At 47.1% G+C, this 24,334-nt stretch carries 21 protein-coding genes and 1 riboswitch; of the genes, 10 read left to right on the top strand and 11 right to left on the bottom strand.

Annotated elements, in window-relative coordinates; translation table 11 throughout:
• Positions 1-63: 63 nt before the first annotated feature.
• From MKX59_RS05030 to MKX59_RS05040, 3 genes are read right to left on the bottom strand one after another with little or no spacing between them, the layout of a single operon-like run.
• Positions 64-240 carry a FeoB-associated Cys-rich membrane protein gene (locus MKX59_RS05030; RefSeq protein ID WP_023990309.1) on the bottom strand — a complete coding sequence of 59 codons (177 nt, stop codon included), beginning with the start codon at positions 238-240 and terminating at the stop codon, positions 64-66.
• A gap of 36 nt (positions 241-276) precedes the next feature.
• Entirely contained in the window at positions 277-2,286 is a 2,010-nt protein-coding gene (gene feoB, locus MKX59_RS05035; RefSeq protein ID WP_075154752.1) for a ferrous iron transport protein B, read from the bottom strand.
• Positions 2,277-2,522: a FeoA family protein gene (locus tag MKX59_RS05040; RefSeq protein WP_016820309.1), complete on the bottom strand. Its 246-nt coding sequence runs from the start codon at positions 2,520-2,522 to the stop codon at positions 2,277-2,279. The genes feoB and MKX59_RS05040 overlap by 10 nt, the downstream gene beginning before the upstream one ends.
• Before the next feature lie 280 nt (positions 2,523-2,802).
• Between MKX59_RS05040 and MKX59_RS05045 the strand changes: the two genes are divergently transcribed.
• Both MKX59_RS05045 and MKX59_RS05050 read left to right on the top strand, forming a co-directional pair.
• Positions 2,803-3,930, top strand: coding sequence for a transglutaminase domain-containing protein (locus MKX59_RS05045; protein WP_075154750.1), 1,128 nt, complete (start codon positions 2,803-2,805; stop codon positions 3,928-3,930).
• Between the two features lie 47 nt (positions 3,931-3,977).
• A complete protein-coding gene (locus MKX59_RS05050) occupies positions 3,978-5,345 on the top strand; it encodes an MFS transporter (RefSeq protein WP_076264989.1) in 1,368 nt (455 codons plus the stop codon).
• 118 nt (positions 5,346-5,463) lie between these two features.
• Here the strand turns inward: MKX59_RS05050 and MKX59_RS05055 are convergent, their stop codons facing one another.
• The 4 genes from MKX59_RS05055 to MKX59_RS05070 form a co-directional block, all read right to left on the bottom strand.
• A complete protein-coding gene (locus MKX59_RS05055; RefSeq protein WP_023990305.1) occupies positions 5,464-6,930 on the bottom strand; it encodes an amino acid permease in 1,467 nt (488 codons plus the stop codon).
• A 134-nt stretch (positions 6,931-7,064) separates the two neighbouring features.
• Positions 7,065-7,267: riboswitch (Lysine riboswitch) on the bottom strand.
• Between the two features lie 121 nt (positions 7,268-7,388).
• The gene (locus MKX59_RS05060) at positions 7,389-8,522 is read right to left on the bottom strand and encodes a virulence factor (RefSeq protein ID WP_023990304.1); all 1,134 of its coding nucleotides are present in this window, start codon (positions 8,520-8,522) and stop codon (positions 7,389-7,391) included.
• A 329-nt stretch (positions 8,523-8,851) separates the two neighbouring features.
• Positions 8,852-10,084 (bottom strand): MFS transporter, encoded by a 1,233-nt coding sequence (locus tag MKX59_RS05065; protein WP_076264990.1) that lies wholly within the window; start codon positions 10,082-10,084, stop codon positions 8,852-8,854.
• 90 nt (positions 10,085-10,174) lie between these two features.
• Complete coding sequence (locus MKX59_RS05070) at positions 10,175-10,729, bottom strand: MarR family winged helix-turn-helix transcriptional regulator (RefSeq protein WP_076264991.1); 555 nt, start codon at positions 10,727-10,729, stop codon at positions 10,175-10,177.
• Between the two features lie 351 nt (positions 10,730-11,080).
• Here MKX59_RS05070 and MKX59_RS05075 point away from each other — a divergent pair, with 351 nt between their 5' ends.
• The 4 genes from MKX59_RS05075 to MKX59_RS05085 all read left to right on the top strand — a co-directional run bounded on the left by MKX59_RS05075 (position 11,081) and on the right by MKX59_RS05085 (position 14,794).
• Complete coding sequence (locus tag MKX59_RS05075; protein ID WP_068938244.1) at positions 11,081-12,427, top strand: cytochrome ubiquinol oxidase subunit I; 1,347 nt, start codon at positions 11,081-11,083, stop codon at positions 12,425-12,427.
• Positions 12,424-13,455 carry a cytochrome d ubiquinol oxidase subunit II gene (locus MKX59_RS05080; RefSeq protein ID WP_023990300.1) on the top strand — a complete coding sequence of 344 codons (1,032 nt, stop codon included), beginning with the start codon at positions 12,424-12,426 and terminating at the stop codon, positions 13,453-13,455. Before MKX59_RS05075 ends, MKX59_RS05080 begins: the two co-directional genes overlap by 4 nt.
• Positions 13,456-13,461: 6 nt before the next feature.
• The gene (gene cydS, locus MKX59_RS27575; protein ID WP_007432143.1) at positions 13,462-13,572 is read left to right on the top strand and encodes a cytochrome bd oxidase small subunit CydS; all 111 of its coding nucleotides are present in this window, start codon (positions 13,462-13,464) and stop codon (positions 13,570-13,572) included.
• A gap of 211 nt (positions 13,573-13,783) precedes the next feature.
• Entirely contained in the window at positions 13,784-14,794 is a 1,011-nt protein-coding gene (locus tag MKX59_RS05085) for an MBL fold metallo-hydrolase (protein WP_028541835.1), read from the top strand.
• Positions 14,795-14,889: 95 nt separating this feature from the next.
• Here MKX59_RS05085 and isdG read toward each other — a convergent pair whose 3' ends face one another.
• The 4 genes from isdG to MKX59_RS05105 are packed head-to-tail and all read right to left on the bottom strand — an operon-like array spanning position 14,890 to position 18,018.
• Complete coding sequence (gene isdG, locus MKX59_RS05090; RefSeq protein ID WP_023990297.1) at positions 14,890-15,240, bottom strand: heme oxygenase; 351 nt, start codon at positions 15,238-15,240, stop codon at positions 14,890-14,892.
• 1 nt (position 15,241) lies between these two features.
• On the bottom strand, positions 15,242-16,033 hold the full coding sequence (locus MKX59_RS05095) for an ABC transporter ATP-binding protein (protein ID WP_023990296.1): 792 nt from the start codon (positions 16,031-16,033) through the stop codon (positions 15,242-15,244).
• Positions 16,030-17,028: a FecCD family ABC transporter permease gene (locus MKX59_RS05100; RefSeq protein ID WP_175405192.1), complete on the bottom strand. Its 999-nt coding sequence runs from the start codon at positions 17,026-17,028 to the stop codon at positions 16,030-16,032. Before MKX59_RS05100 ends, MKX59_RS05095 begins: the two co-directional genes overlap by 4 nt.
• Before the next feature lie 9 nt (positions 17,029-17,037).
• Positions 17,038-18,018 (bottom strand): ABC transporter substrate-binding protein, encoded by a 981-nt coding sequence (locus MKX59_RS05105; protein WP_023990294.1) that lies wholly within the window; start codon positions 18,016-18,018, stop codon positions 17,038-17,040.
• Positions 18,019-18,416: 398 nt separating this feature from the next.
• On the opposite strand from MKX59_RS05105, the gene isdC reads away from it, so the two are divergent.
• From isdC to MKX59_RS05125, 4 genes are all read left to right on the top strand, one after another.
• The gene (isdC, locus tag MKX59_RS05110) at positions 18,417-18,932 is read left to right on the top strand and encodes a heme uptake protein IsdC (RefSeq protein WP_023990293.1); all 516 of its coding nucleotides are present in this window, start codon (positions 18,417-18,419) and stop codon (positions 18,930-18,932) included.
• A 72-nt stretch (positions 18,933-19,004) separates the two neighbouring features.
• Positions 19,005-19,472 carry an NEAT domain-containing protein gene (locus MKX59_RS05115; protein ID WP_023990292.1) on the top strand — a complete coding sequence of 156 codons (468 nt, stop codon included), beginning with the start codon at positions 19,005-19,007 and terminating at the stop codon, positions 19,470-19,472.
• 32 nt (positions 19,473-19,504) lie between these two features.
• The gene (locus MKX59_RS05120; protein ID WP_023990291.1) at positions 19,505-20,002 is read left to right on the top strand and encodes an NEAT domain-containing protein; all 498 of its coding nucleotides are present in this window, start codon (positions 19,505-19,507) and stop codon (positions 20,000-20,002) included.
• Between the two features lie 89 nt (positions 20,003-20,091).
• Entirely contained in the window at positions 20,092-24,084 is a 3,993-nt protein-coding gene (locus MKX59_RS05125) for an NEAT domain-containing protein (RefSeq protein WP_076264992.1), read from the top strand.
• Positions 24,085-24,334: the final 250 nt, after the last annotated feature.

The following is a 24,334-nucleotide window of genomic DNA, read 5'->3' on the forward strand; positions in this document are numbered from 1 at the left end:
AAGCGGCTTCGGGTGTAAGAAACCCCCGGAGCCGCTTTTTTTTCATGTGATGATGAGTTTGAATTAAATACTTTTCTCGATTTTCGCATGATCTTCATTCATAGAACTCCCGGCACAGCCAGGACATGACTTGCTCGACGAACACCCCGCACAGGCGCCTTGACGGCTTTTTCGCAAAAATCGTACCAGCACCCACGCACTATAACCGAGGATCGCCAATAAAATGATGATATTGATCATGGAATCCACTTCCTTTTATTTACTGTAGGGCCTGACTTAACCCCAACCTAATAATCTGCCACATTGATAGATCAAGACGGCGATGATATATGCGACGGTCAAAGGATAGATCACAGAAAATGCGGTCCAACGCCACGAAAGGGTTTCTTTACGAATGACCGCTACCGTAGCCAGACACGGAACATACAACAGAATGAACACCATAAAGCTAAAAGAGGCAAGCGGTGTAAAGGCCTGTCTGACTTGTAGTTCAAGTCCCTGCATATCAGGAACGTGGTAAATAATATTCATCGTTGATACGACAACTTCCTTGGCCATAAAGCCTGTGAGTAGGGAAGCACCTGCTTGCCAGGTGCCAAAACCGAGAGGGGCCAGTAATGGAGCGAACCAACCTCCAACGGTGGCAAGCAGGCTGTCATCCATTTCTGCCCCGAAGCCCTGCGGACCGAAATTGGACAAGAGCCAGATGCCAACGGAACCTGCAAGAATAATTGTTCCAGCTTTACGGACGAAGCCTTTGACCTTCTCCCATGTGCTGCGGAATAGTGTAAGAGCCTGCGGCACTCGATAGGGAGGAAGTTCCACGATGAAGAGGGAGGGCTCACCCGACAAAATGGATACTTTGGAAAAAATTTTGGCAAGTATAAGTGAAACGATGATTCCTAACACATACATCAGCATGATGATGCTTGCCGCATGTGTTGGGAAAAACACACCCGCAAACAACGCATATACCGGCAGGCGGGCCGAACACGACATAAAGGGCACCAGCAATGTTGTAATGAGACGTTCTCTGGGCTGTTCAATGGTGCGTGCCGCCATAATCGCAGGGACATTGCAGCCAAATCCGATGATAAAGGGAATGAAGCTTTTCCCGTTCAAGCCAACGGCTTGCATCAGGCGATCCATTAGTATCGTGACCCGTGCCATATACCCGGAGTCTTCGATCACTGAAATTATCAGAAATAAAATAGCAATTTGAGGCAGAAAAACAAGCACACCCCCGACTCCAGCCACGATGCCGTCCACAACTAGACTTTGCGTAAAAGCGGACGCGTTCAAGTGAACGAGTAACTCAGAAATCCAAGTGCTGAGTGTCCCTGAAAAAAATCCATCCAGCATATCTGAAAGGATCGTACCCGCCCAATCGAAGGTGAACTTGAAGGTAGCGTACATCAGCAGCAAAAAGATCGGAATCCCCAGATACCGGTGAGTTAATAGTGCATCCAGCCTATCCGTCAGGCTGTGCGGTCTGAGTTTGGAGGTGTCGAGTGCCTTGGTGCACAGATCAGCAATCCATGCTGTTCGTACAGAACGAATATGCTGAGCAGGGGTGATGGCATGGCCTTCACCGAGAAGTTCTTCCTCGCAACGGTGGATGCGCACAGTTACTTGTTCACGCTGTACCTCATTCGTCATCCATTCCATGACGACAGGATTGCCTTCCAGACATTGCAGTGCGGCCCACCGCAGTTGCGGCACAGGTGCATTTGGCAGCAAGTTGCAAATATCCGTAATGGCAGCTTCAACGGCAGGACCGTAGTCCAATTGAAAAGCATTGGATGTACGTCTTACCTCCCGAAGAGAAGCAAGCATTTGCTTACTTCCACTGCCTGTACGCGCCACCATAGGAATGATGGGAACGTTCAACTGATCGGCTAACAATTCCTTGTTTACGCGAAGACCCGTGGCATCGGCTACGTCAGTCATGTTTAAGCCAAGTACAAGCGGACGGCCATACTCCAGTAGTTGTACGGTTAGATAGAGATTACGCTGGAGCTGGGAGGCATCCACAATGTTGATCAGGGCCGTAGGAGGTTCTTCCAGCAAATATCGAGTTGCGACACCTTCATCCAGCGAAAGAGGGAGTAAAGAGTAGGCGCCCGGCAAATCCACCAATACGGCAGACTTGTCACGCAGGATTCCTGTTTTCTTTTCCACTGTGACGCCGGACCAGTTTCCTACTTCTGCATACGTACGAGTCAGCTTGTTGAATAATGAGGTTTTTCCTGTGTTGGGATTACCGAATAGAGCGATCATGTCCATGTTGGAACAACCTCCAGTTGCTTCACTTGATTTTGACGGAGGCCAACCAGCTGGCCGTTGCATTCAATGACGATAGGACCGCCCAATAAACTGATTTTCTTTAATCGTATGATGGAACCTTCGTTGATACCCATATCTGTTAAGCGACGGCGCAATGAGGGATGAAGAGGGGCAAGAGATTGCAAACGCACAGTCTGACCCAGTGGCGTACGAAGGAGTGAGATACATTCTGGCATGGTGCTCAGCCTTTCTGATCTAGAATGAGAATCAATATCATTTACTTCCGATGCCAGTACCATATCATGAGGAAACCTAGATTGCTGTGATAAAACTCTCTGCGAACGACAAGTCTGCTCATTGTCCCATCTGTTATATAGGCGAGTATAATGTCACACCCTGTCTTGAACTGCTCCCTTACTCGTCTGCAACCGACAAAACTAGAGCGTTTGGGGCAACTGTTTTTATGGTAAGATATAGCTGTTTACAACTATGCTAAGAAGGGCAGGAACGCTCTGTATGAACAGAAAAATCGGGGTTAGGCTTGTAAAATGTCTGGTTGCGGGTGCAGCGCTGGCTGTGTTGCTGCCGCAGGCTGTGGAGTGGGGTAGCAATGTGTATGCGGCATCGACCAAGCCGGCTCCATCCGTATCATCGCAGCAGCTTCAGAACAAGCTTTTACAGGCAATGGCTACGCGGAGTGAAACGCTGACCTTTACATATCAAGGGCGAGTGAACGGTCTCAAGCAACAATTACAGACGGCCATCCAACAGGCCATGGAGAGCGATCCGTATGTGAATTATACGATCAAAAGCTACGCATTCAGCTATACAGGCACAACGACCTCCGCTCAGGTTACGATTCGTCTAAGCTACCGGGAGACGAAGGAACAGACAGCATATGTGGATAGCACAGTTAAAGCAGTGCTGGGGGATATTATTACGAAGGGAATGACGGATCATGAGAAGGTAAAGGCCATTCATGATTGGATCGTCGTTCGCCTGAAGTATGATGAAGCACAACAAAAGTACACAGCCTATGATGGCCTGAAAACGGGAAGCACAGTCTGTCAGGGTTATTCACTGTTGGCCTATAAAATGCTGGAACGTGCAGGCATTACGAACCGGATTGTGGAAGGAAGAGCAGGGGGCCAGCTGCATGCCTGGAATCTTGTTTTATTAGATGATCGATGGTATCACATGGATACGACATGGGATGATCCAACCCCGGATCGCGCGAATGAGGTAAGCACTTCATATTATCTGTTGACGGATACCGAAATGCGGCGGGATCACTCATGGGTTAAGCCGTATCCTCAGGCGAATACATCGTATCGGGAAACCTTATCAGCACTGGTAGCTACCGGAGGATCAAAGGCTGCTGTGTATCAAAAACTGTACAATACCCTCGAATATCCGCTGCAAGACGGCAAGGGTCTGGTTAAAACATCCGCCGACATTAAGGAACAGGTGCGTAAGATTGTAAATAAGGGAGGGACAACACTTACCTTCGCCTATCAGGGAACGGAGCGAAGTCTCAAGGAGGATTTACAATCCTTATATCAACTCGGTTTGAAATCCATTTCTTATCAAATTACGGATCTAGGAAGTACCGGCAATCTTCGTGTAACCCTGAAATGGACCTAATCATCTTGCTGTAAAAAGCTACATTAACAAAGGAGTATTCTATTTATATGCACAAGCGTTCCTTTACCTACTTGCTTGGCACGCAGACTATGTCCAATGCGGCCGACATTCTTTACATTATGGCACTTGTGTCTCTGGTTTTTCATGAAACGGACTCGATCTTCTCTTCGGTACTCGTCCCGTTGCTGCGAATGGGGGCACAGATGATCAGCGGCTTTTTAGCACCGCTCATTTTGGTCCGATTCCAGCTTCCTTTTATTTTATTCGTTTCTCAGTTCGGGCAATTGGCTTTCTTTGCTGTTCTGCTGGGCCACTTGTGGTCAGCGGGTACGGAGCCGATATGGGTGATGGTGTTTACGTTGGTGGCAGCCATGTCCTTTCTGGACGGATGGACCACGCCTGCGCGTAATGCGCTGATTCCCCGCCTTGCGTCTGGGGAAGGACTCATGCGGGCAAACAGTCTGGTATCGGTCAGCGACCAGACGGTGCAATTAGCGGGATGGGGGCTTAGTGGTGTGCTCGTAGCCATGCTAGGCTCGGAAAAAACACTACTGGTGGCTGGCGGGCTGTATATGGTAGCAATGATCTTCACCAGCCTGATTCGAGATCCACTAGAGGGCAAAGCCCATTATTTGCTGCAACCTGGAACAAGGGTGCGAGGTGGAGATGTCTCAGTTTCCGAAGCTGTAACTGAGTCCGGGCAAGGGCATCATGACTTGCCTCCTGCACGGTTGGAAGATACACTGTATGGCCCGGAATCAGAGAGCACCGCACTACCTCCCAAACGTAAAAAGGAAATACTCCGTGAAGGCTGGAGCCTCATCGGAGCCAGTCGCAGACTGAAAGCTCTTATTTTTATGGATATGATTGACCTTCTAGGGGGTTCGGTTTGGGTAGGCGCGTTCACGCTTGCTTTCGCTCAGCAGGTTTTGCACAAGAGCGAGGCATGGTGGGGATACATCAATGCAGCGTATTTTGCAGGAGCGATTGGCGGCGGCATCGTTGTCCTCGCCTGCGTCAAGCATTTGCAGCGCAGACTGCTGCCCGCCATGCTGGCGGGGATGGTAGGCTACGGGCTGCTGACAGCGTGGTATGCACTGAACACATTACCGCCGCTGACACTGCTTATCGTGTTGTTGATGGGACTACCTGCGGAAATGTCCGTCGTATCCCGCCGTACGATGATGCAAATGAGTGTGTCCGTACATGATTTGCCCAAGGTGCTGTCTGCCCAGGCCACACTGACAAGTTTGACCTTTTGTATATCGCTGCTGTTAATGGGCTGGATTGCAGATCATCTGGGCATCGTTAATTTGTACTTGTTTTCTGCAGTGCTGACGCTGATTGCTGTTATATACGGTATTTTTAGTCGTCGTGCCTTATCCATGTCTTTGTCAGCTTCTTCTTCCAAATAAACAGAAAAAGCCCGTCTCCGGGCATATACAGGTGAAAATGCGGATAAACGGTCTTGGACCAGGTTTACCAGCGTGTTTTTCCTGATATGTGGAGACGGGCTTTTTTTACTGTTTTCTATTATTTATCCGAAGAAGCATCTGGACTCAAATCACATTCTTTTAACGGAACGATTTTAGTACGTTTGGTCCATTTGTAGCCGAGCCACAGCAGAAGGAACAGCGGCACACTCATGTACGTAGCGATCATCGTTTTCCAGTCAATCTCCTGTCCGGTGAAGGCATCCGCCCCTTGCCCGATAATGACAATGATACACAGAGCGAAGGCGAACAACGGCCCAAACGGGAACCAGCGGGCTTTGTATGGCAGCTCACTTAGACTGTGACCCTGTGCAGTAAAGGCACGGCGGAAACGATAATGGCTGACCGCAATCCCGACCCACGTAATAAATCCACACATTCCGGAGGCATTCAGCAGCCAGTTATAGACTACACCGTCTCCATACAGAGAGGCGAGAAAGGCCAGCATACCGACAGCGGTCGTGATCAGAAGCGCGTTCATAGGAATGCCGCGTCTATTGATATGTCCGAGGAAACGCGGGGCTTTACCTTCCCGTGCCAAAGCGTACAGTACCCGAGTTGCCGCGTACATACCCGAGTTACCTGCCGACAATACGGAAGTCAAAATAACGGCGTTCATAACAGAAGCAGCAATCGCAAGCCCTGCTTTTTCAAATACGAGCGTGAACGGGCTGACCCCGATGTCACTGATGTCTCCCCGCAGCAGATTCGGATTGGTGTACGGAATGATCAATCCAATCACGAGAATCGCCAGAATATAAAAGAACAGGATGCGCCAAAAGATTTGACGGATGGCGCGCGGCACATTTTCACGCGGATTTTCGCTCTCTCCAGCGGCTACCCCAATCAGCTCCGTTCCCTGAAAGGAAAAGCCCGCTGCCATGAATACGCCCAATACAGCAAAGAATCCGCCATGGAACGGGGCGTCTCCTACCGTGAAGTTGGCAAAGCCGATCGCAGGGCCACCCATAATGCCAAAGATCATCAGCACACCTACAGTCAAAAAGATGACGACGGTCACAATTTTAATCATGGCGAACCAGTATTCAGACTCACCGTAGCCTTTGACGGTCAACGCGTTGAGCGCGAAGATTACGGCTAGGAATAACAGGCTCCACCAGGCAGAGTGGCTTTCCGGGAACCAGTATTTGATGAGCACGGTCGCTGCTGCCAATTCGGCAGCAATCGTCACTGCCCAGTTGTACCAGAAGTTCCATCCCATGGCGAAACCAAAAGCCGGATCGACGAAGCGACCTGCATAGGTGTTAAAAGAGCCAGATTCAGGCATAAATGTAGCCAACTCACCGAGGCTGGTCATAAGGAAGTAGACCATGAGACCAACTGCTGCATAAGCCAGCAGGGCACCACCGGGTCCAGCTTCGGCAACCGCGCCTCCACTGGCGAGGAACAGGCCTGTTCCGATAGAGCCGCCGAGGGCGATCATCGTCATATGGCGGGCTTTGAGACTTTTACGCAAGGTTGCGTCAGGTGTTGCTTTGTGTTGCACGTTCAAACACTCCTTCATGAAATTGTATTTCATGTCAGGGCAAGAGCCAGAAGGAGGGGGAGTATATAAATCAAAAAACCGCAGGGAATACGCCTGCGGTCTTGTCTATGCATTCCGCACCATACCTTCTTCTATAACAAGATAGCTCAACACACGTGTCTGTGTTAGGACAGCGTGTGACAGTTCTGCTCCTTTCGGTTAGCAGCCCCAGCATTCGGAGTATTTACAAAGAGTCAGCTCCGCATACTTCGGCGGGTGTACCTTTCCACTGGAATCTCAGACGGCTCTTATCGTCTCCTCCGGTGTACTGATTACATCCGCGACCTCTACCTCATCATAAAACAGGGTTGATGAGGTGTATGACATGATATTTTATTGTATAGCGAACTACAGTATATCGTACCTGTACATCTTCTGACAATCGACAATTTTTTGAAAATCACTCGTAGAATCTTAAATTAAGAGTTCCGCTTGGCCATCTGCTGCCAAACTGTTCCCGCGGCTTGTTCGCCTGATTCGATGCGCTCCAGCGCCATTTTAGCCTGTAGACTAACCTCGAATTCGGGATCATCGACGGCCTTCTCCAGCGCATCACGCGCATCCTCGGTTCCAACCTCGTATAAAAAACGTGCCGCCCGCCAGCGCACCAACTTGCTGCTATCCGACAGGGCTCCGATCATTGCGCTGGTAGCGACCGGGTCGCCGATGTCCGACAACGTGTCGCCTGCGGTGCGGCGTACTGCCGCTGAAGGATCGCGCAGTGCCTCGGCTAGCAGATCCATCGCCTCCGGTGAGCGAATATCGCCCAGATAGACGACGCCCAGCCGCCGCAGCTGCATTTTGTCGTCATGCAGCGCTTGCCGGATAAGCGGCAAATGCTCGGGCGTCGGTTCCAGCCGATCCAGCGCAGCGTAGCGTGTGCGCCAATCCTCGTGCTGCAGGGCCTGCCCCAACTCGGCATCGCTCCACTCGCGGCGTTCCTCCACGAATTCGCTGTTGTTTGCGCCGTGGGCAATCGCCTGTTGGATAATCTGCTCCAGCCGCTCTTGCGGAAAGGCAGCTTCCAGTTCCTGCTCGACCTCGCGTGCAATGTCCGGTAGTTCACCATAGCGGACGCCGTAATCACTCAGCTTGCGTTCCTTAATCAGCGTTGCACTCGCTACACGGGTAACGGCTTGCACAAAGCGGTCGGACAAGGAAATTCGTTCCTCCTGCTGCCCCGCCTTGACTCGAATTTGCATAGGAATGCCGCGAAAAAATTGCACAAAGACCTGTGCCTCGCCAAATGCTTCTCCAGAGGTTTCCTCTGGCAAATCCCAATTGGCGTCAGCGCCTTCCTCGCCTAGCCGATCCCGGACTTGACCCAGAATGGTGGACCAGTCTGCATTCCCTTTGCGGTCAAGGGCTACAAAGTCGGTCGTGTGAAACACGCTTTTGACCCCTTCAATGCCCAGCATGCGCCGGATAAATGGAGGAGCGGAACGCTCATTGTCCCGTGTATATGTTCTGCGGATACCCGCTTCCAGTCGCTCATCCAGATGCAGCATCATGGTGTTCGGACTGGGAGTTGGCTCGATAGATGTTATTTTCATAGCTCAGTACAGCCTCCTGTTCAAAAGTTCTCCATATATAGCTTATCTGTATTGTAACTCATTCTACGAATGTCTCCAAAGAGAAGTTCGTGTTTCTGAGGAAAAAACAATGACATATCTCACACTAACTCATGTAAACATGGCTGATAAATATGGAGGTTTTTTTAATAAAAACAGGATGCTATATAAGCCGAACTCGAAAAATTAACATGAAAACGGAGTAGGCGGAATGGTGCTGTACAAGCGTAGCGGTCGCGATGAAAAGCACCATCCGACTGCGCAGTGGCGCTATAGGTAGCTTTTAAGTTCGGTTTATAGTTTGATGCTGTCTATGCATTCCGCTTCAGCGGATCGTTCTGGTGGCTGCGAATGAGCAGGGAGGCGATAAAGCCTAGAGACAGAACAGCTGCCAGCAGCATAAATGTAGTCGTCTGATTACCGCCATTATCCATCAAGCGAATGGAAAGCACAGGAGCTAGACTTGTACCAGCAAACAGGATGAAGGTATATAGTGAGACAGCTATAGCCCTCGCTGCACCGCCGAGCTGGCCGACGATTGCTATGAGTGAAGGAACACTCAGGGCAATGCCGCTGACAAAGCATACACTCAACACCACGATAGTCATAAGAGAGAGTGTCATTCCCATCAGCGCCAAACTCAGAATGGAAAGAATAAGAGCTGTACGTAATATAAGGTGCACACCATATTTCTGGGCTAGCTTTCCGGCGAATGGTGAAAGGAGCATGCCGATGATACCAGCGGATCTGACATAAAGCATCTGTCGGCTATTCAGGCCAAATTCAGGGCCGCCAAGATAGCTACCCAAAACCGTATACATGCTCACAAAGGACATCAGGAGAACAAAAGCAACCGTATAGCTTAACCATAAAGGATACGAGCGCAGAACGGTCCCTAACTGACTGAAAGCTGACCAAATGCGAACACCTCGTTGAGGGGAGGGGGTTTTAGGAAGGAAAAAAAGGACGATTAGGAAGGTAATTGCATATAAAATGCCTAGCATCCGAAATACCGTATTCCACCCCATTTGCTCGCTAATGACAATACTAAATACCTGACCAGCGATACCTGCTACTAGAAAACCGGTGCTGATAAAGCCGATAGCCGTTACCCGTTTTTCGGTCGGGAACATATCGACAGCGTATGCAAGAGCAACGGGAGAAAAGGTGGCCGCAGCTAAACCCTGAAGCAAGCGCAGTGTAACTAATACAGAATACTGACTGGTTAAGCTGAGGGATAACGAAATAATCGTTAATGCGAGCAGTCCGGTGACGATAACCTGCTTTCGTCCAAAGCGGTCAGACAATCCACCATAAACAAGACATCCCGCCGCAAAGCCTAAGGAAAAGATACTGCCCGGCAGGGCTGCTTCAGCAAGCGTTTTTCCAAACACTTTAGCAAAAAGAGGGACCAAAGGGATCGTCACATACAGGCTGGACATAACGGCAACCGCTGACCAGCATAGGATTACAGTCATCCATGCATAAGGGAGAGCCACATTTTCTTTCTGTATAACGGTATGATTGGTTCGTAATTTACTCATCAATTGAACACTCCTTGATCATAAAATAAGCAGCTTGTTGATACGCGCAATTAAGTATATTAGACAACCTAATTATATGTTTAAAAAAATTTATCTGCCCACCCCCAATCTGCCTTCCATATGATGATGGATTTTTTCTATAATCCGCGAAAAAACGACCTGCTCCTCTGGCTCCAAAATACTCGCTAGAGAAGCACAGGAAGACCAAAATACAGGGAGCACCTGCTGTACAAGATGAGTCCCCGCTTCTGTAATACGTACATGAATTTTGCGTCGATCTGTAGAATTATGTTCTCTGATAATCCATCCTCGTTGCTCTGTCCAGTCCAAGATTGATGTGACAGATGCACGACGGATTCCCAGACGGTCGGCAATCATAGAGGGGCTCATCTGAGCCTGAGATTGGTGCAGTGTCAACAGCAACAACAGATCTAGCTTACTCTCTGTGAGGCCGTAGGCAGATAGATCTAGATCGATCGCGTCCAGCACGTTATCACCCGTCCACAGCAAGAAGAGACCCATGCGGGCAAGTTGTCGGTCCGTTCCTGCAAGGGCAGTTTGATCCATTAACTCCAGATAAGGTTCTGGACCCAGACGGGGAAGGGGTTGCTGGACGGTGTCCCGCTTACTTTGTTTTGGTGGCATAAGTTCACTCTTTTCATATAATTAGGTTATCTAACTATATATCAATATAACGTATTGAAATGCATAAGACAATATCTAAAAAGAAATACGGCTACATTCAATGTATAAGCAGGGTTAAAACTCGGAAGAATGAACCAAACTGTGAATAGGTTACCAAAATGCGCCAATAGATAAGTGAAGGAGGCGTTCCTATGTTCCGCAAGCAGGAAAGAACGCTCATTATTGTATGTATAGTAATTGCGGCCATTATGCTATATGCCGTAATTAAAAGCATAGCTCGCTTGACTCCTTAGTTGGTAATCCAGAGTGATCCGCGATGTTTAAAATGTGAAATGAAGGAGTGAAACCCATTTGTCTTCATTGGACCCTGTATTGCTAAGCCGGATGCTGACCGGAATTACCCTGTTTGTTCATATCGTATTTGCATCCATCGGCGTTGGCGTACCCTTAATGATTGCACTAGCAGAATGGCGTGGGCTGCGAACCGGTGATCCGCATTATACACTGCTGGCCCGACGGTGGGCGCGAGGGTTTGTCATTACCGTTGCCGTGGGTGTCGTTACAGGCACCTCCATTGGTCTACAGCTCAGCTTGCTTTGGCCCACCTTTATGCGGGTGGCTGGACAAGCGATTGCGCTGCCCCTGTTTTTGGAGACGTTTGCTTTTTTCATCGAAGCTATATTCCTGGGCATCTACTTGTATACCTGGGATCGGTTTAAAAGCAAATATTTTCACCTGATGCTGCTCATCCCGGTAGCGATTGCCTCATCTGCATCAGCGGTTTTTATTACGACTGTGAACTCGTTCATGAACCAACCTCAAGGCTTTACACTCAAAAATGGAGTCATGACTGATATTCATCCCATCCAGGCCATGCTAAATCCGGCTACCCCGACTAAAGTTTCTCATGTACTGGCTTCTTCGTATACATTGAGCGCTGGGGTGCTGATGGGACTGGCGGCTTACAGCATGCTGAGGGGACGTAATCACCCTTATTTCAAAAAGGCGCTGAAGCTGACTGCCACCTGTACCATTGTGTTTGCCATCAGTACCGTGATGATTGGAGATGCATCCGGTAAATTTCTGGCCAAATATCAGCCAGAGAAGCTGGCAGCCGCCGAATGGCATTTTGATACGATGACGCATGCGCCCTTCGTATATGGCGGATACATGGATAAGAACGGTGAGATCAAGTATGCGCTGAAAGTGCCTTATGCACTTAGTGTGTTGGCCGGGAACCTGCCCAGTACGGAGGTCAAGGGCTTAAATGATTATCCCGTGGATCAGCGTCCGCCACTGTCTATCCATTATATGTTTGACCTCAAAATCACCACAGGGGTGCTGATTCTCGTCATTCCGCTGCTATATCTGATCCGCAAGCGTTTGCCAGGTCGCAAACCATACCCCAGATGGCTGCTGTTGGCGCTCATTCTGGTGGGGCCGATGGCGATGGTAGCTATTGAGCTCGGATGGATGTTTGCGGAGGTCGGTAGACAGCCGTGGATTTTACGCGGATATATGAAAGTCTCCGAAGCAGCGACCACTTCTACGAGTGTCGGGTGGATGCTGGTGCTGTTTATTATTTTGTATCTGGTGTTGTGTTTCTCGGCCATTAAGGTACTCAGCAAGCTATTCCGCAATAAGGATGCGGTGGAAGAGATAAGGCAGCTGGGCCTGGAAGGGGCTGAAGGCAAGTGAGCTATGAGATTGTAGGTATCGCCATTTTGTGGACGTTCCTGTTCGGATATTTGCTTGTGGCATCCATTGATTTTGGTGCAGGGTTTTTCAGCTTTTACAGTGTGTTAACAGGCCACCAGAACAAAATCCACAATATCATTCAACGGTATCTGTCCCCGGTGTGGGAGGTAACAAACGTATTTCTCATCTTTTTTGTGGTGGGATTAAACGGGTTCTTCCCGGATGCGGCATATTACTATGGTACGGCGTTACTCGTTCCTGGCAGTATTGCGATTGTGCTTCTTGCCATCCGAGGAGTGTATTATGCATACAATACGTATGGGCATTCCGGTAAAAATAATATCGTCTACATGGCGTTATACGGTGCGACAGGGTTGCTGATTCCGGCGGCGCTATCCACGGTTCTCGCCATTTCGGAAGGCGGCATTATTGTAGAAAACAGCACAGGTGTTCATCTGCAATGGGGCCAGCTATTAAGCAACCCCTACACGTGGGCGGTTATTATTCTGGCGCTGGTGAGTGTATTGTATATCTCGGCGATGTTTTTGTCCTTTTATGCCAAAAGGGCAGGGGACAAGGTTGCTTTCGAAATCGTACGAGGGTACGCCTTGCTCTGGAGTGCTCCTACGATTTTGGCGAGTCTGCTCGCATTTTTTCAGATTAACAAACAAAATCCAGATCATTTTACCAATATGCTGAACATAGCCTGGATGTTTGTTGCATCCTTCATATGCTTTGCGGGAGCAGTTTATCTGGTATGGCAGCGGCGGCATCTAGGGGTTTCATTCATATTGGTGATGCTGCAATTTGCATTTGCCTGGTATGGCTACGGCCGCTCGCATCTCCCGTATGTTCTGTATCCCTACATTAATGTCTACGACAGCTTTACAAATTCTACGATGGCGTATGCATTGATTACGGCGTTTGTTGCGGGTCTGCTGGTGCTGATCCCTTCGCTAATCCTGATATTAAGATTGTTTCTGTTCGATGCAAAATATGTGCGCGGACATGAAGGGAAGAAAGGGTGAGTTAGAGTGGCTGCTTTCGAGCATTTTACGATTATGTACGAGTCACCTATCATTATTGTCGTGGCGATTGTGTTTTTGTTTATTTATTCGGCACGCTTTAAAAATCCACAAGACTGACAACAACAGGTGGAACAGGCCTTCCTGATTGATTCGGGAGGTCTGTTTTTGCTGTATTATCGCAGAATTTCCTTTACAGACGTGATTGAATTATACTTTACATATATCAGGATGTTGCATCATTTTATGTTCACACTCGAGTGACAATATATAGTTAAATTGAACCGATGCGTTTTTTGGAAAACGGGTTCATCAGGGAGGGAGCTGCATCATGCCCAAAGTTCGTTTTAACAATATGGATCATGTAAATACCGATAAAACAATCAAGCAATTCAGACAATGGCGGCAGGAGCGACGCAGCAAAATAAAGGATTATACGTTCGTTGTGCCAAACCATCCCCCGGAGCTGGAGTTCCTGCATAGCAATCGGGAGATGGCGACAGCGACCTGGGTGGGACATTCCACCTTTTTCATCCAGTATCTTGGGCTGAATATCGTCACCGATCCGGTATGGGCAGAGCGTATGGCTCTTGATAAAAGGTTGGCTCCGCCCGGCATTCGTATTCAGGATGTACCACCACTGGACATCATTCTGCTGTCTCATTCACATTATGATCATTTACATTTAGAATCGTTGCGGAAATTATATCGTGCAGATACGCTGATGCTCGTACCCACGGGGTTAAAGGCGAAAATGATCCGCAAAGGTTTTCGTAACTGTCATGAGCTGCAATGGTGGGAGCATTTTACGGTAGGAGGGGTGCGATTTACGTTTGTTCCAGCCCAGCATTGGACACGACGCACGCCGTTTGATACGAACACTTCGCATTGGGGGGGATACGTTCTGCAAAATGAGCAGCAGGTGATTGGCTCTGCCACGTCCGTCACGGAACCTCATCCTCATTCGAATACAGATTCAGAGCATACACCGACGTTGTATTTTGTGGGAGACACTGGATATTTTCGTGGGTTTAAGGAGATTGGCGAGCGCTTTGCCATTGACCTGACCTTTATGCCGATTGGTGCGTATGAACCGGAATGGTTCATGACCTCGCAGCATGTGACACCGGAGGAGGCATTGCAAGGGTTTGTAGATTGCGGCGCAGATCAGATGATTCCGATGCACTACGGAGCCTTCAAGCTAGCGGATGATACGCCAAGAGAGGCGCTGGATCGGCTCGAAGCGGAGCGTGAGCGTAGGGGTATTGCGAAGGAACGCATTCATGTTCTGGGGCACGGAGAGACGCTGAAAATTGGACGTCGCTGCTCAACTACAATCTGAGGAATTCGACATAATTCTTATAGAAAAAGCGACTCTGCGGACAATTGATATTGTCTGCGGAGTCGCTTTTTTTGTTTTTAGGCTGTGATGCAGGATTAAACTGCTTCCGTATCACTCGCCAAAGAGGAATCGCTGTTGGCGATGGGATGACGAACGATTTTAACTTCATAGAACGTGATTTTATTTTCAATAATATAGTCCGGAATTTGACGGTGGCTATGGGATTCGCGGAATGCTTCGCTTTTCGTCCAGCCTTGGAAGTTCTCCTTTTCTTTCCAGCGTGTACTGATCGTTACTTCCTCATAATCCTTCGTGTTTTCAGTCAGCAGCACTTCCAGACCGAGAAAACCTTCCATTTTTTCAACTTTTCCTTCTTTGTTAAATCTTTCGATGAGTAGATGTGCATTGCCCGGTGTGATTTTAGATGTATTTGTAACGATAACCATATTAAATTCCTCCTGAATGATGTGGTATGGTCGGTATAATAACCGGATAGCCATTCTCAAATTTGATGGTAGCGTTCATTTCATAAATGTCGCGAAGAAAAGCAGACGTCAAAATCTCACGGGGTTCGCCGGCAACGGCGATTCGTCCCTTTTTAAGCGCAATCATATGATGACAATAGGCCGCAGCTTGCTGCAAATCATGCAGTACCATAACAATCGTCAAGCCGGACTCGTGATTGATACGCCGCAGCATATCCATAACTTCAAATTGGTGGGCGATATCCAGAAAAGTGGTCGGTTCATCGAGCAAAAGAATACCTGTTTGTTGGGCCAAGGCCATTGCAATTCGTGCTTTTTGTTGTTCACCTCCCGATAGAGTATGGAACATCCGATCTGCATAGGGCTGTATGCCCGTGATCTTCATGACATGGTCCACGATTTGCTGGTCCTGTCCGGTATGGCGTACCCTCAAGCCCTTGGCATGAGGAGATCTTCCGTAAGCGACCAGCTCGCGGACCGTCAATAACGGCAGCATATCCTTCATTTGCGGTAGCATTGTAATCGTCTGGGCAAAATCACGCCGCTTGTATTCCTGCACGGGCTTGCCGAGGACGGAAACCTGACCCTGATCCTGCTTGAGCAGCCGGGTCATGATCCGCAAAAGCGTGGACTTGCCTGAACCGTTCGGTCCGACGATCGCAGTGAGCTGACCAGCGGGCAAGGTGATATTCACATCGTCCAGCTTGAAATACCCACGTTGTAAGGAGATATGCTCACCCTGAATGGCTGTCATCCGAAACTCCCCCGTTTCTTGAGCAGGATTAAGAAGAACGGTGCTCCGATGACGGCCAGCAAAATACCTACAGGCAGTTCAATCGGGTCAAACCAGGATCGCGCCACCGTATCTGCGAGAACAACCAGCGTTCCGCCGCCCACAATGGAAAGGGGAAGGAGGAACCGATAATCTTCCCCGATCAGCAGCCGTATGACATGGGGAACGACCAGTCCTACAAAGCCGATCAACCCGGCTACACTGACTGCTGTACCGGCAAGCAGGGCAGAAAGCAGGATAATGAGCATGCGTTGAAGCTCTACTCGCTGGCCCAGCAGCTGTGCTGAATCGTCGCCCAGCAGCAGTAAATTAGCAGGTTTAATCGCAAAGAAAGAGGCGATTAATCCAATGATGGCGTAAGGCGCCATGAACTCTAGATGATGCCAGCTTCGTCCGTTTAATCCGCCGGATAGCCAAGGAAGAACGGCCTGTACGCGGTCGCTGTACATGACCATTACGCCGTTGGTGAGTGCGCCCAGCAGCGCGTTGATCGCAACGCCAGCGAGCACAATTTTGACAGGCGATGCCCCTCGGTCCCAAGCCAGCAGATAAATGACGATTGCGCTCAGAAAGGCTCCCAAAAAGGCGGTTATCGGAAGAAGGTAGCTGAGCTGTGGAAGCATCACCATCGTAATGACGGCGGCAAGTCCACCTCCAGCCGATACACCAATAATGCCAGGGTCAGCCAATGGATTTTTCATAACACCTTGAAGAAGTGCTCCGGAAGCTGCAAGACAAGCTCCTACGAGTAAACCTACTAATACTCTGGGTAGCCGGAGATCCATCAGGATCGTGCGATATGTAGATTCATCATTATGTAGCAAAACATGATTAATTTCTTGAAGTGGAATCGACACCGAGCCGTAGGCCAGACCGTACACAGAGACGGCCAGCAGTAGAATCGGAAGGGTAATCCAGGCGATGGTGCGTCTTCTGGCGCGCTGTAGTTTGTTCATCTCCATCGCCTATTTCGCCGGATACAGCTTTTGATGCATCAAATCCAGCGCTTTAGTGACACGTGTGCCCGGATTCGTACCGAACAGATCTGAAGGTAAAACCTCGACCTGATTGTTTTTGACTGCTCGGATTCCGTTCCAAGCTGCATTTTCCTGCATTTCCTTTATAAATGCGGCTTTAACATCTTCCGTATTGCCATGGGTCATGATGAAGATGTAGTCAGGGTCAGCCTGTATGATGCGTTCTGTGTTCAGCTGCGCGTATTGTGGGAAATTTTGCAGGCCCGGAAAATCAGAGGCGATGTTGGAGCCACCTGCAGCTTCCAGAATGTTTCCACTCAGTGAATTCGGCAGTGCCGCCATATACGTAGCCGGGGCTCCGTAGACTAGCAACACCTTCGGTTTGGAGGCAGAAGCGGTTTCCTTTTGCAGCTTAGCTACTTGTTGGTCAATTTGCTGGTTCAGCTTCACGGCCTGAGCCTGCTTTTGCAGTAATTGTCCGAACAGCGTAATTTGCGACTGAATATCGTGAACTGAATTGGCTCCCGTCAGCAGCAGCTGCGAACCGACTCCTTCAATGGCTGGAATGTCTTTTTCATTCATAGGATAATTGCCTAGCACGACATCCGGTTTGAGCATCGTAATTTTCTCCAGATCGACTTCATGAGTGGAGCCTACTTGCTGAACGTTCTCAGCAGCAGGTACGATGGCAGGTCCATTGGAGTTGGGCCTGCCCACGGCAGTTCCACCCAATGCGTATATGATATCCAGATCGCCATTGCTGAGCGCAATGATATGTTGAGGGACCTTTTGAAACGCTAACGTCCGTTTAGAAAAATCAGTAACTTGAATCACCGCACTGCTTGTCGTGCCAGAAGTGGCAGATACGGATGCACTGGTTGGTTTGTGATCTGCGGTCGAGGCACCATTACTACATCCGGTAACTGCCAATAAAAGCGCTGCGGACGACCACAACACATAAGATTTCATGTTATTCCTCCTGCAATTTTGAGTTAAACAATAATGATAATCATTTTCATTTATGTATAAGAGAATGATAATGAATATCACTGGGGATTGTCAATTGAAAAAAGCAAATTTTTAAATAAATTTTGAACTAAAAATAAAAGGGGTATATTCGAATTATAGAAGAAGGAACTACAAATTTTTCTTAAAAAATAGCATATATCAAGGGGTTATGTACATGCAAATACATATTGACATTTTCGAAAAGTGTAAGATATATTGGTGATGGGTTTACTTTATTTTGCGAAATTCTGGAATAGAAAGGTGGGAAGACACGGCTCAAAAAGAGCTATTTTTTTTAATTATCAATTGAGAATGATAATCAATTACTTAAATTCTCGTGGGGAGGGACTGCTGTCATAATGAAGAAGGGGTATTCTGCAATTATTGCTGTGTTTCTGCTGGTGAGTGTGCTGAGCTTTTGGCCAACTTCGTCATCTGTAGTAGCCGCTGCGGCTTCTCCAAAATTGGCGGATGGTACATACACGCTCAAATACAATATCCTCAAGGCAGAAAATGATTCGGTGTCCATGGCTAATGATTATTTTGAAAAACCAGCTAAGTTGTATGTAAAAAAAGGTCAAATGACCATGCAAATTAAGCTGAATCATAGCGAATGGACAACTGGGTTTAAAGTAGATTACAAAGGCAAAATCATCGATACAAAGGTCATCCATAAGGATGCCAAAACCGATACCCGCATCGTACAATTTCCAATTACGAGTGTGAACAGCCCGCTAATCTCTAAAATTCATGTTACTGTCCCTGCGTATAACTACGATCATGACTATACGATCCGCTTCGCTTTTGATTCCAAAAGCGTCAAAAAAATAGCAGCCGTCCAGTCAGCAAAATCAACTAAATCTTCCAAGAAGTAAATTCAAGCCATCTTTATCGTTCATAAAATCAACATAAATTCAAGCATAAAAAATTGAGGAGTGTGTGTAGATATGAATATGGTAATGAATCGCTTTGAGCAATTTTCTTTTAAGAAGGTATTTGTAGCATTGATCATGACAGCGCTTGTTTTTGCACTCGTTGCTCCATTCTCAGCTAAAGTGGCAGCAGCCGACGGCACGTATAACGTAGACTATACCGTTCTGAAGGATCAAACCAATGAGACTTCTCGATTGGATAGCTACCTGACGAAGCCTGCTCAGGTTACAGTAGCTAATGGCAAGAATGTCGTTCGTCTGACTGTGAAAAGCAGCAATCTGATTACAACGTTCAAAGTAGAGCAAAATGGCGTACTGCAAGATGCGACTGTAGTAAGCACAGATACTGCTAGCAACACTCGTGTAGTGGAATTCGAAGTTGCTGATCTGAATGCAAAAGTGAATGCTTACGCTGAAATCACAATTCCAGTAATCGGCTACACAGGCAAGTACGATGTACAACTGCAATTCGACGAAATCTAATCCAAAATAAAACGTAAAAGGAGATTAAGAACATGAACATGATTATGAATCGTATGGAAAAATTGTCTTTGAAAAAAGTAATGCTTACTGTACTGATGGCAGCGCTTGTTTTTGTGGTACTAGCCCCATTTTCTGCCAATAAAGCGAATGCGGCTTTGCCTAATGGAACGTATAACGTTGATTATACAGTGTACAAAGATGGTACCAATGAAACCTCATACATGGACTCAAACGGTTATGTCGCCAAACCCGCTACATTAATCGCTAATAATGGTCAATACAAAGTTAGAGTAGCTATTACTAAAAGTGCTTGGGTCACTGAATTCAAAACGCAACAAAACGGCCAGTATGTGAATGCGAGTGTGGTAAGTACCTCAGGTGATACAAGAATAGTAGAGTTCCCTGTAAGTAGTTTTTCCCAAAAATTGAATGTTAAGTTGCATGTAAGTGTGCCTAAAGAATACACTGGCGGCATTCCATATGATCACGATTACACTGTTCAATTTTTATTTGACGAAGATTCCATCTAATAGTGGAGTAATTATACATTGATCTTATACTCATTTGGAATTCTATTGAGCTCCAAATGAGTATATTTTAAGTAGGGGGATTAATACACTTGAAAAGGCAATTGAAAAAATACTTAATGACGTTTGCAGCTATTGTTATGCTGCTCTCAGTTGTTTTCCCATTTGCTCCGACCGTATCTGCTTCTGATGAGACAAGCTCATCAACTGAATCTGGTGTATCCGAGCCCTCTGTGACGCAAGATGTATATCCGATAGAGCCAAGTCCAGAAGAAGTGGTTCCAACAGTAGATGTGGCAAGTGCGTACACAGTAGCAGCCGCAGACTCACAGAGTTCCAGCACTGTGAAGGATACTAATGAATATTCTATTAGCTACGTTGTTAAAAGTGAAAGCAAGGTGTCAGGGGTAGTGACTTCCCCTTATAATGATATGTTCCTAAAGCCAGCTACGTTGACGGTTGAACAGAGTTCTACTGTAGGGCAGGCTACGTATCATGTTTCTTTAATTCTTGACAATCCTAATACTCCCTTTACAGATATCGAATTTAGACAAAACGGAGAAACCGTTCCTGCCCATATTTCAGATTTAGTAAAAGGGGAAAAGACGTATGAACCACGAACAGTAACATTTGATGTGTATAATTTGGAACAGAAAATTGATGTGAATTACAATTTAAATAATAGACTCAGACAAAACTGGATTGAATTTGATCCATCAACTATAGCTTTAAAAGAGGGACCCGTAACTCCCCCTACCCCTTCACCTGAGCCGGAAGTTCCCTTGAAACCGGGTGTCCTTAATTTTACAATACTGAAGGACAAATCAGAAGAAGTTTCTGTGATGGACGGTTACGCCTCAAAGCCTGCAAAGCTCGTTCAAAAAGGAGATAAATGGTATATTCAACTGACGTTTAATAACAGTAGCTGGATTCCTTCATTTCAAACAGAGCAAAACGGTAAATTTGTAGAAGCAGCAACTATTTCAGAGGTTAGTGACGCTAATCAGCGTACGGTTGAGTTTGAAGTAAGCAACTTATCCAATAAATTGAATGCTTACACTCATGTGATTGTGCCTGGTTTGGAACTGGGAGGAGTACCATACGATCATTGGTATCATGTTCAAATCAAGTTTGACACAAGTATTACACCTGACCCTAGTGCACCACCGACCTTGGCGGATGGAACGTACTCTATTAACTTTAATGCGCTGGATGCAACAAAAGATCAAGCATCGAGAATGGCGCAATATCTGGTGTCTCCAGGGACTTTGACGGTATTGAAGGGGCAAAAAGAAGTTTCCTTCACCATTAAAGACAGCACTACAGTAACGGAATTCAAAACAGAACAAAATGGAACGTTGACGGATGCGGATATTGTAAGTGAGGACAAAACAGCCAATACGCGTGTGGTGAAATTCAAGGTAGCGAATCTGGATACAGTTTTGAACGCACAAGTCCATATTCTCATGGGTACGTATAGTGCAGACCACAAAATACGCCTTAAATTTGACCAGCCAGGAACGGACAACGGTTCAACTCCAGTAACGTCAAATCTGGACTTTACGCTGTTAAAAGACGGTTCAAGTGAAAAGTCCATGATGGATGGATATACAGAAAAACCGGGTACCCTGGTTGAACGTAAGGGCAGGAAATATGTACAGTTCACTTTGAAAAAGAGCAAACAGATTGACGGCTTTAAAGTAGAACAAAACGGAGTATTGACCAATACGGCCGTAGTAAGCGAAAATCAAACGGCGAATACACGTGTTATCGAATTTGAGGTTAAAGAAGTGCCTGCCAAGCTGAACGCATGGGTAAGCATCAACTGGCCTGAGTTAAATTATGTGGAAACATATAATGTCGATCTCCAATTAGGAACGGCAACATCCCCGGTTGATCCTGGGACGCCAGGTACGCCTGGAAAAGTTTTAGCTGATGGAACGTATTCGATCCAGTTCAATGCATTGCACGCAACAAAAGATCAAAAATCGGCAATGGCGCAATATTTATTATCTCCGGCAACACTGACGGTATCAAAAGGCAAGTATGAAGCTTCCTTCACGATCAAAGACAGCGCCACAGTGACGGAGTTCAAAACAGAACAAAACGGAACGTTAACAGATGCAGATATCGTAAGCGTGGACAAGAAAGCGGACACACGTGTTGTGAAATTCAAAGTGGCCGATTTGGACGCTATTATGAATGCACAGGTACATGTGAGCACGACCTATCCAGGTGGGGTTTATGAGATGGATCATAAGCTTCGTCTTCAATTTGACCGCAGCAGCATTGCGGTAAAAGGAACAGACGGCGGCACAACTCCCGTGACTGAAAACGGCAGATACAGCATTGATTTCTCCGTACTCAAAAATGGAAGCAATGAAATATCTGTGATGGATGGCTATATGCAGAAACCAGCCACGCTGTTAAGACAGTCCGGTAAAAATGTGATTCAGATCAAAATGGACAAGAGCAGTTGGATTAAAACGTTCAAAGTAAATGGTGCAGAGGCTCAGGTTGTCGATCAATCGAGCTCCGCAGATACAAGAACAGTACAATTCGAAGTACCCAATCTGTCGGATAAAGTGACAGTGAATACGCATGTCATCGTACCTGGATTGGATTTGGGTGGCATCCCTTATGACCACGTATATGATGTGCAGTATCAATTCGAGCCTGCTACCATTCGCAGCTTTGTCGAGCCTTCCTCTTCGGGTGCAGCTGATCCCATTGTTAAATTGGATTTCGACAAGCTTGCCAATGGTAAATATGCTTTGAAATTCAGTATCGTTTTGTCTGATGGTTCCACAGGAGTGGATTCTCCGGCTCAACGCTTCATCACTGACGAATCGGCGCAATTGGTCGTGGAAGGCGACAAACGGTTTGTAGGTCTGAAGCTGCAAAACAGTAATGAAGTGAAGGCGCTGCGCATTTGGGACAACGCAAGCGGGGACTACCGAGACGCAGAAGTGACCCAGGAGGATGCAGCAAGCAATACGAAGCACGTTCGTTTTAGCGTGAATGACTTTAAAAACAATGTAAAAGGCCAACTGGTTGTCTATGAAGCCCCTAAAGTGGCAAGTGCCACTCCGATGGTCTTTAAGACTGAGGATCGGGTAGAGAAGGTATACGATTTTGAATTTAAATTTAACACCAGTGATGTTTCTTACTACAACGAAACTAAAGCAGACGAAGTAGAGCAAGGGAAAAACAACTTAGCGGATGGAGAGTACAGTGCGAACTTCCGTGTGCTGGCGAACGGAACGGACAAGGATTCTCTAGCGGCTCCTTTTGTACAGAGTCTAGCGAAGTTGATTGTGAAAAATGGGAAGGTTCAGGCTCATGTAACCGTTACGGACAACCAGGCTTTGAAGCTATTCCAAACGGATTTTGAAGGCCGTTATGCCAATCCGACGATTATGGGTTCGGACACCAAAGGTGATACGCACACTATTGCGTTCGAAGTGCCTGATCTGGATAAAAAGTTGAGTGTGTACACACAGGTATATCTGCCTGAGAAATACATTCTAAATGAGAAATTCGGCGGACAGATTCAATTTGACCGTGCATCGCTTAAAGGTGAGGGAGTCAATGCAGCTACAACTGCAACCGCAACTGAACCAACAGCAACTTCTACGGACAAGGCAGCAGAAACAACTGCATCTGTGGCTGAAACAAAACCAGTAGTTGAGCAACCGGTTCAAACGGCTTCCGAGAAGCAATACACGATTAATTACAATGTATTTAAAGATAAAACGAGTGAAGCTTCCGTTATGGACGGTTATCTCGACAAGCCAGCTACACTGATTGAAAAGGGAGACAAGCGCTATATTCAAATTACTTTGAAAAATAGTTCCTGGATGCCAGCTCTCCAAGTGGAGCAAAACGGTACCCTGAAAGATGTGGAAGTAATCTCGACATCCGGCGATACACGTGTCGTTCAATTCGAGGTAGGGGACTTGTCTCAGAAAATTGGTGCTTACACACACGTCATTGTGCCTGGTTTGGTCCTTGGCGGAGTGCCGTATGATCACTGGTATACAGTTCAGTTCCAATTTGATGAAGAAAGCCTAAAAGCGAAGTAGCCTCAGGTTGTGATAATCAATGTAGTCTGAATAACAGCAAAGTTTGTATGCGAGCAAGTCTTGGTGCCCCGGCGTCAAGACTTGTCAGCATTTACATACCCGAGGAATTTTGCAAAAATCCAATAAGCGACTTCTAATGAACAATATGTAGATCGAAATGGTCTAGTTCGTCTATATATTGCACTTTGGAGCACTGGAATCGAATTTTGCAAAATCCGGATACCCGAAAAGTTGGGGTTCCTAATGTTGT

The organism is Paenibacillus sp. FSL R7-0340 (assembly GCF_038002205.1).
GTDB lineage: Bacteria > Bacillota > Bacilli > Paenibacillales > Paenibacillaceae > Paenibacillus > Paenibacillus polymyxa_B.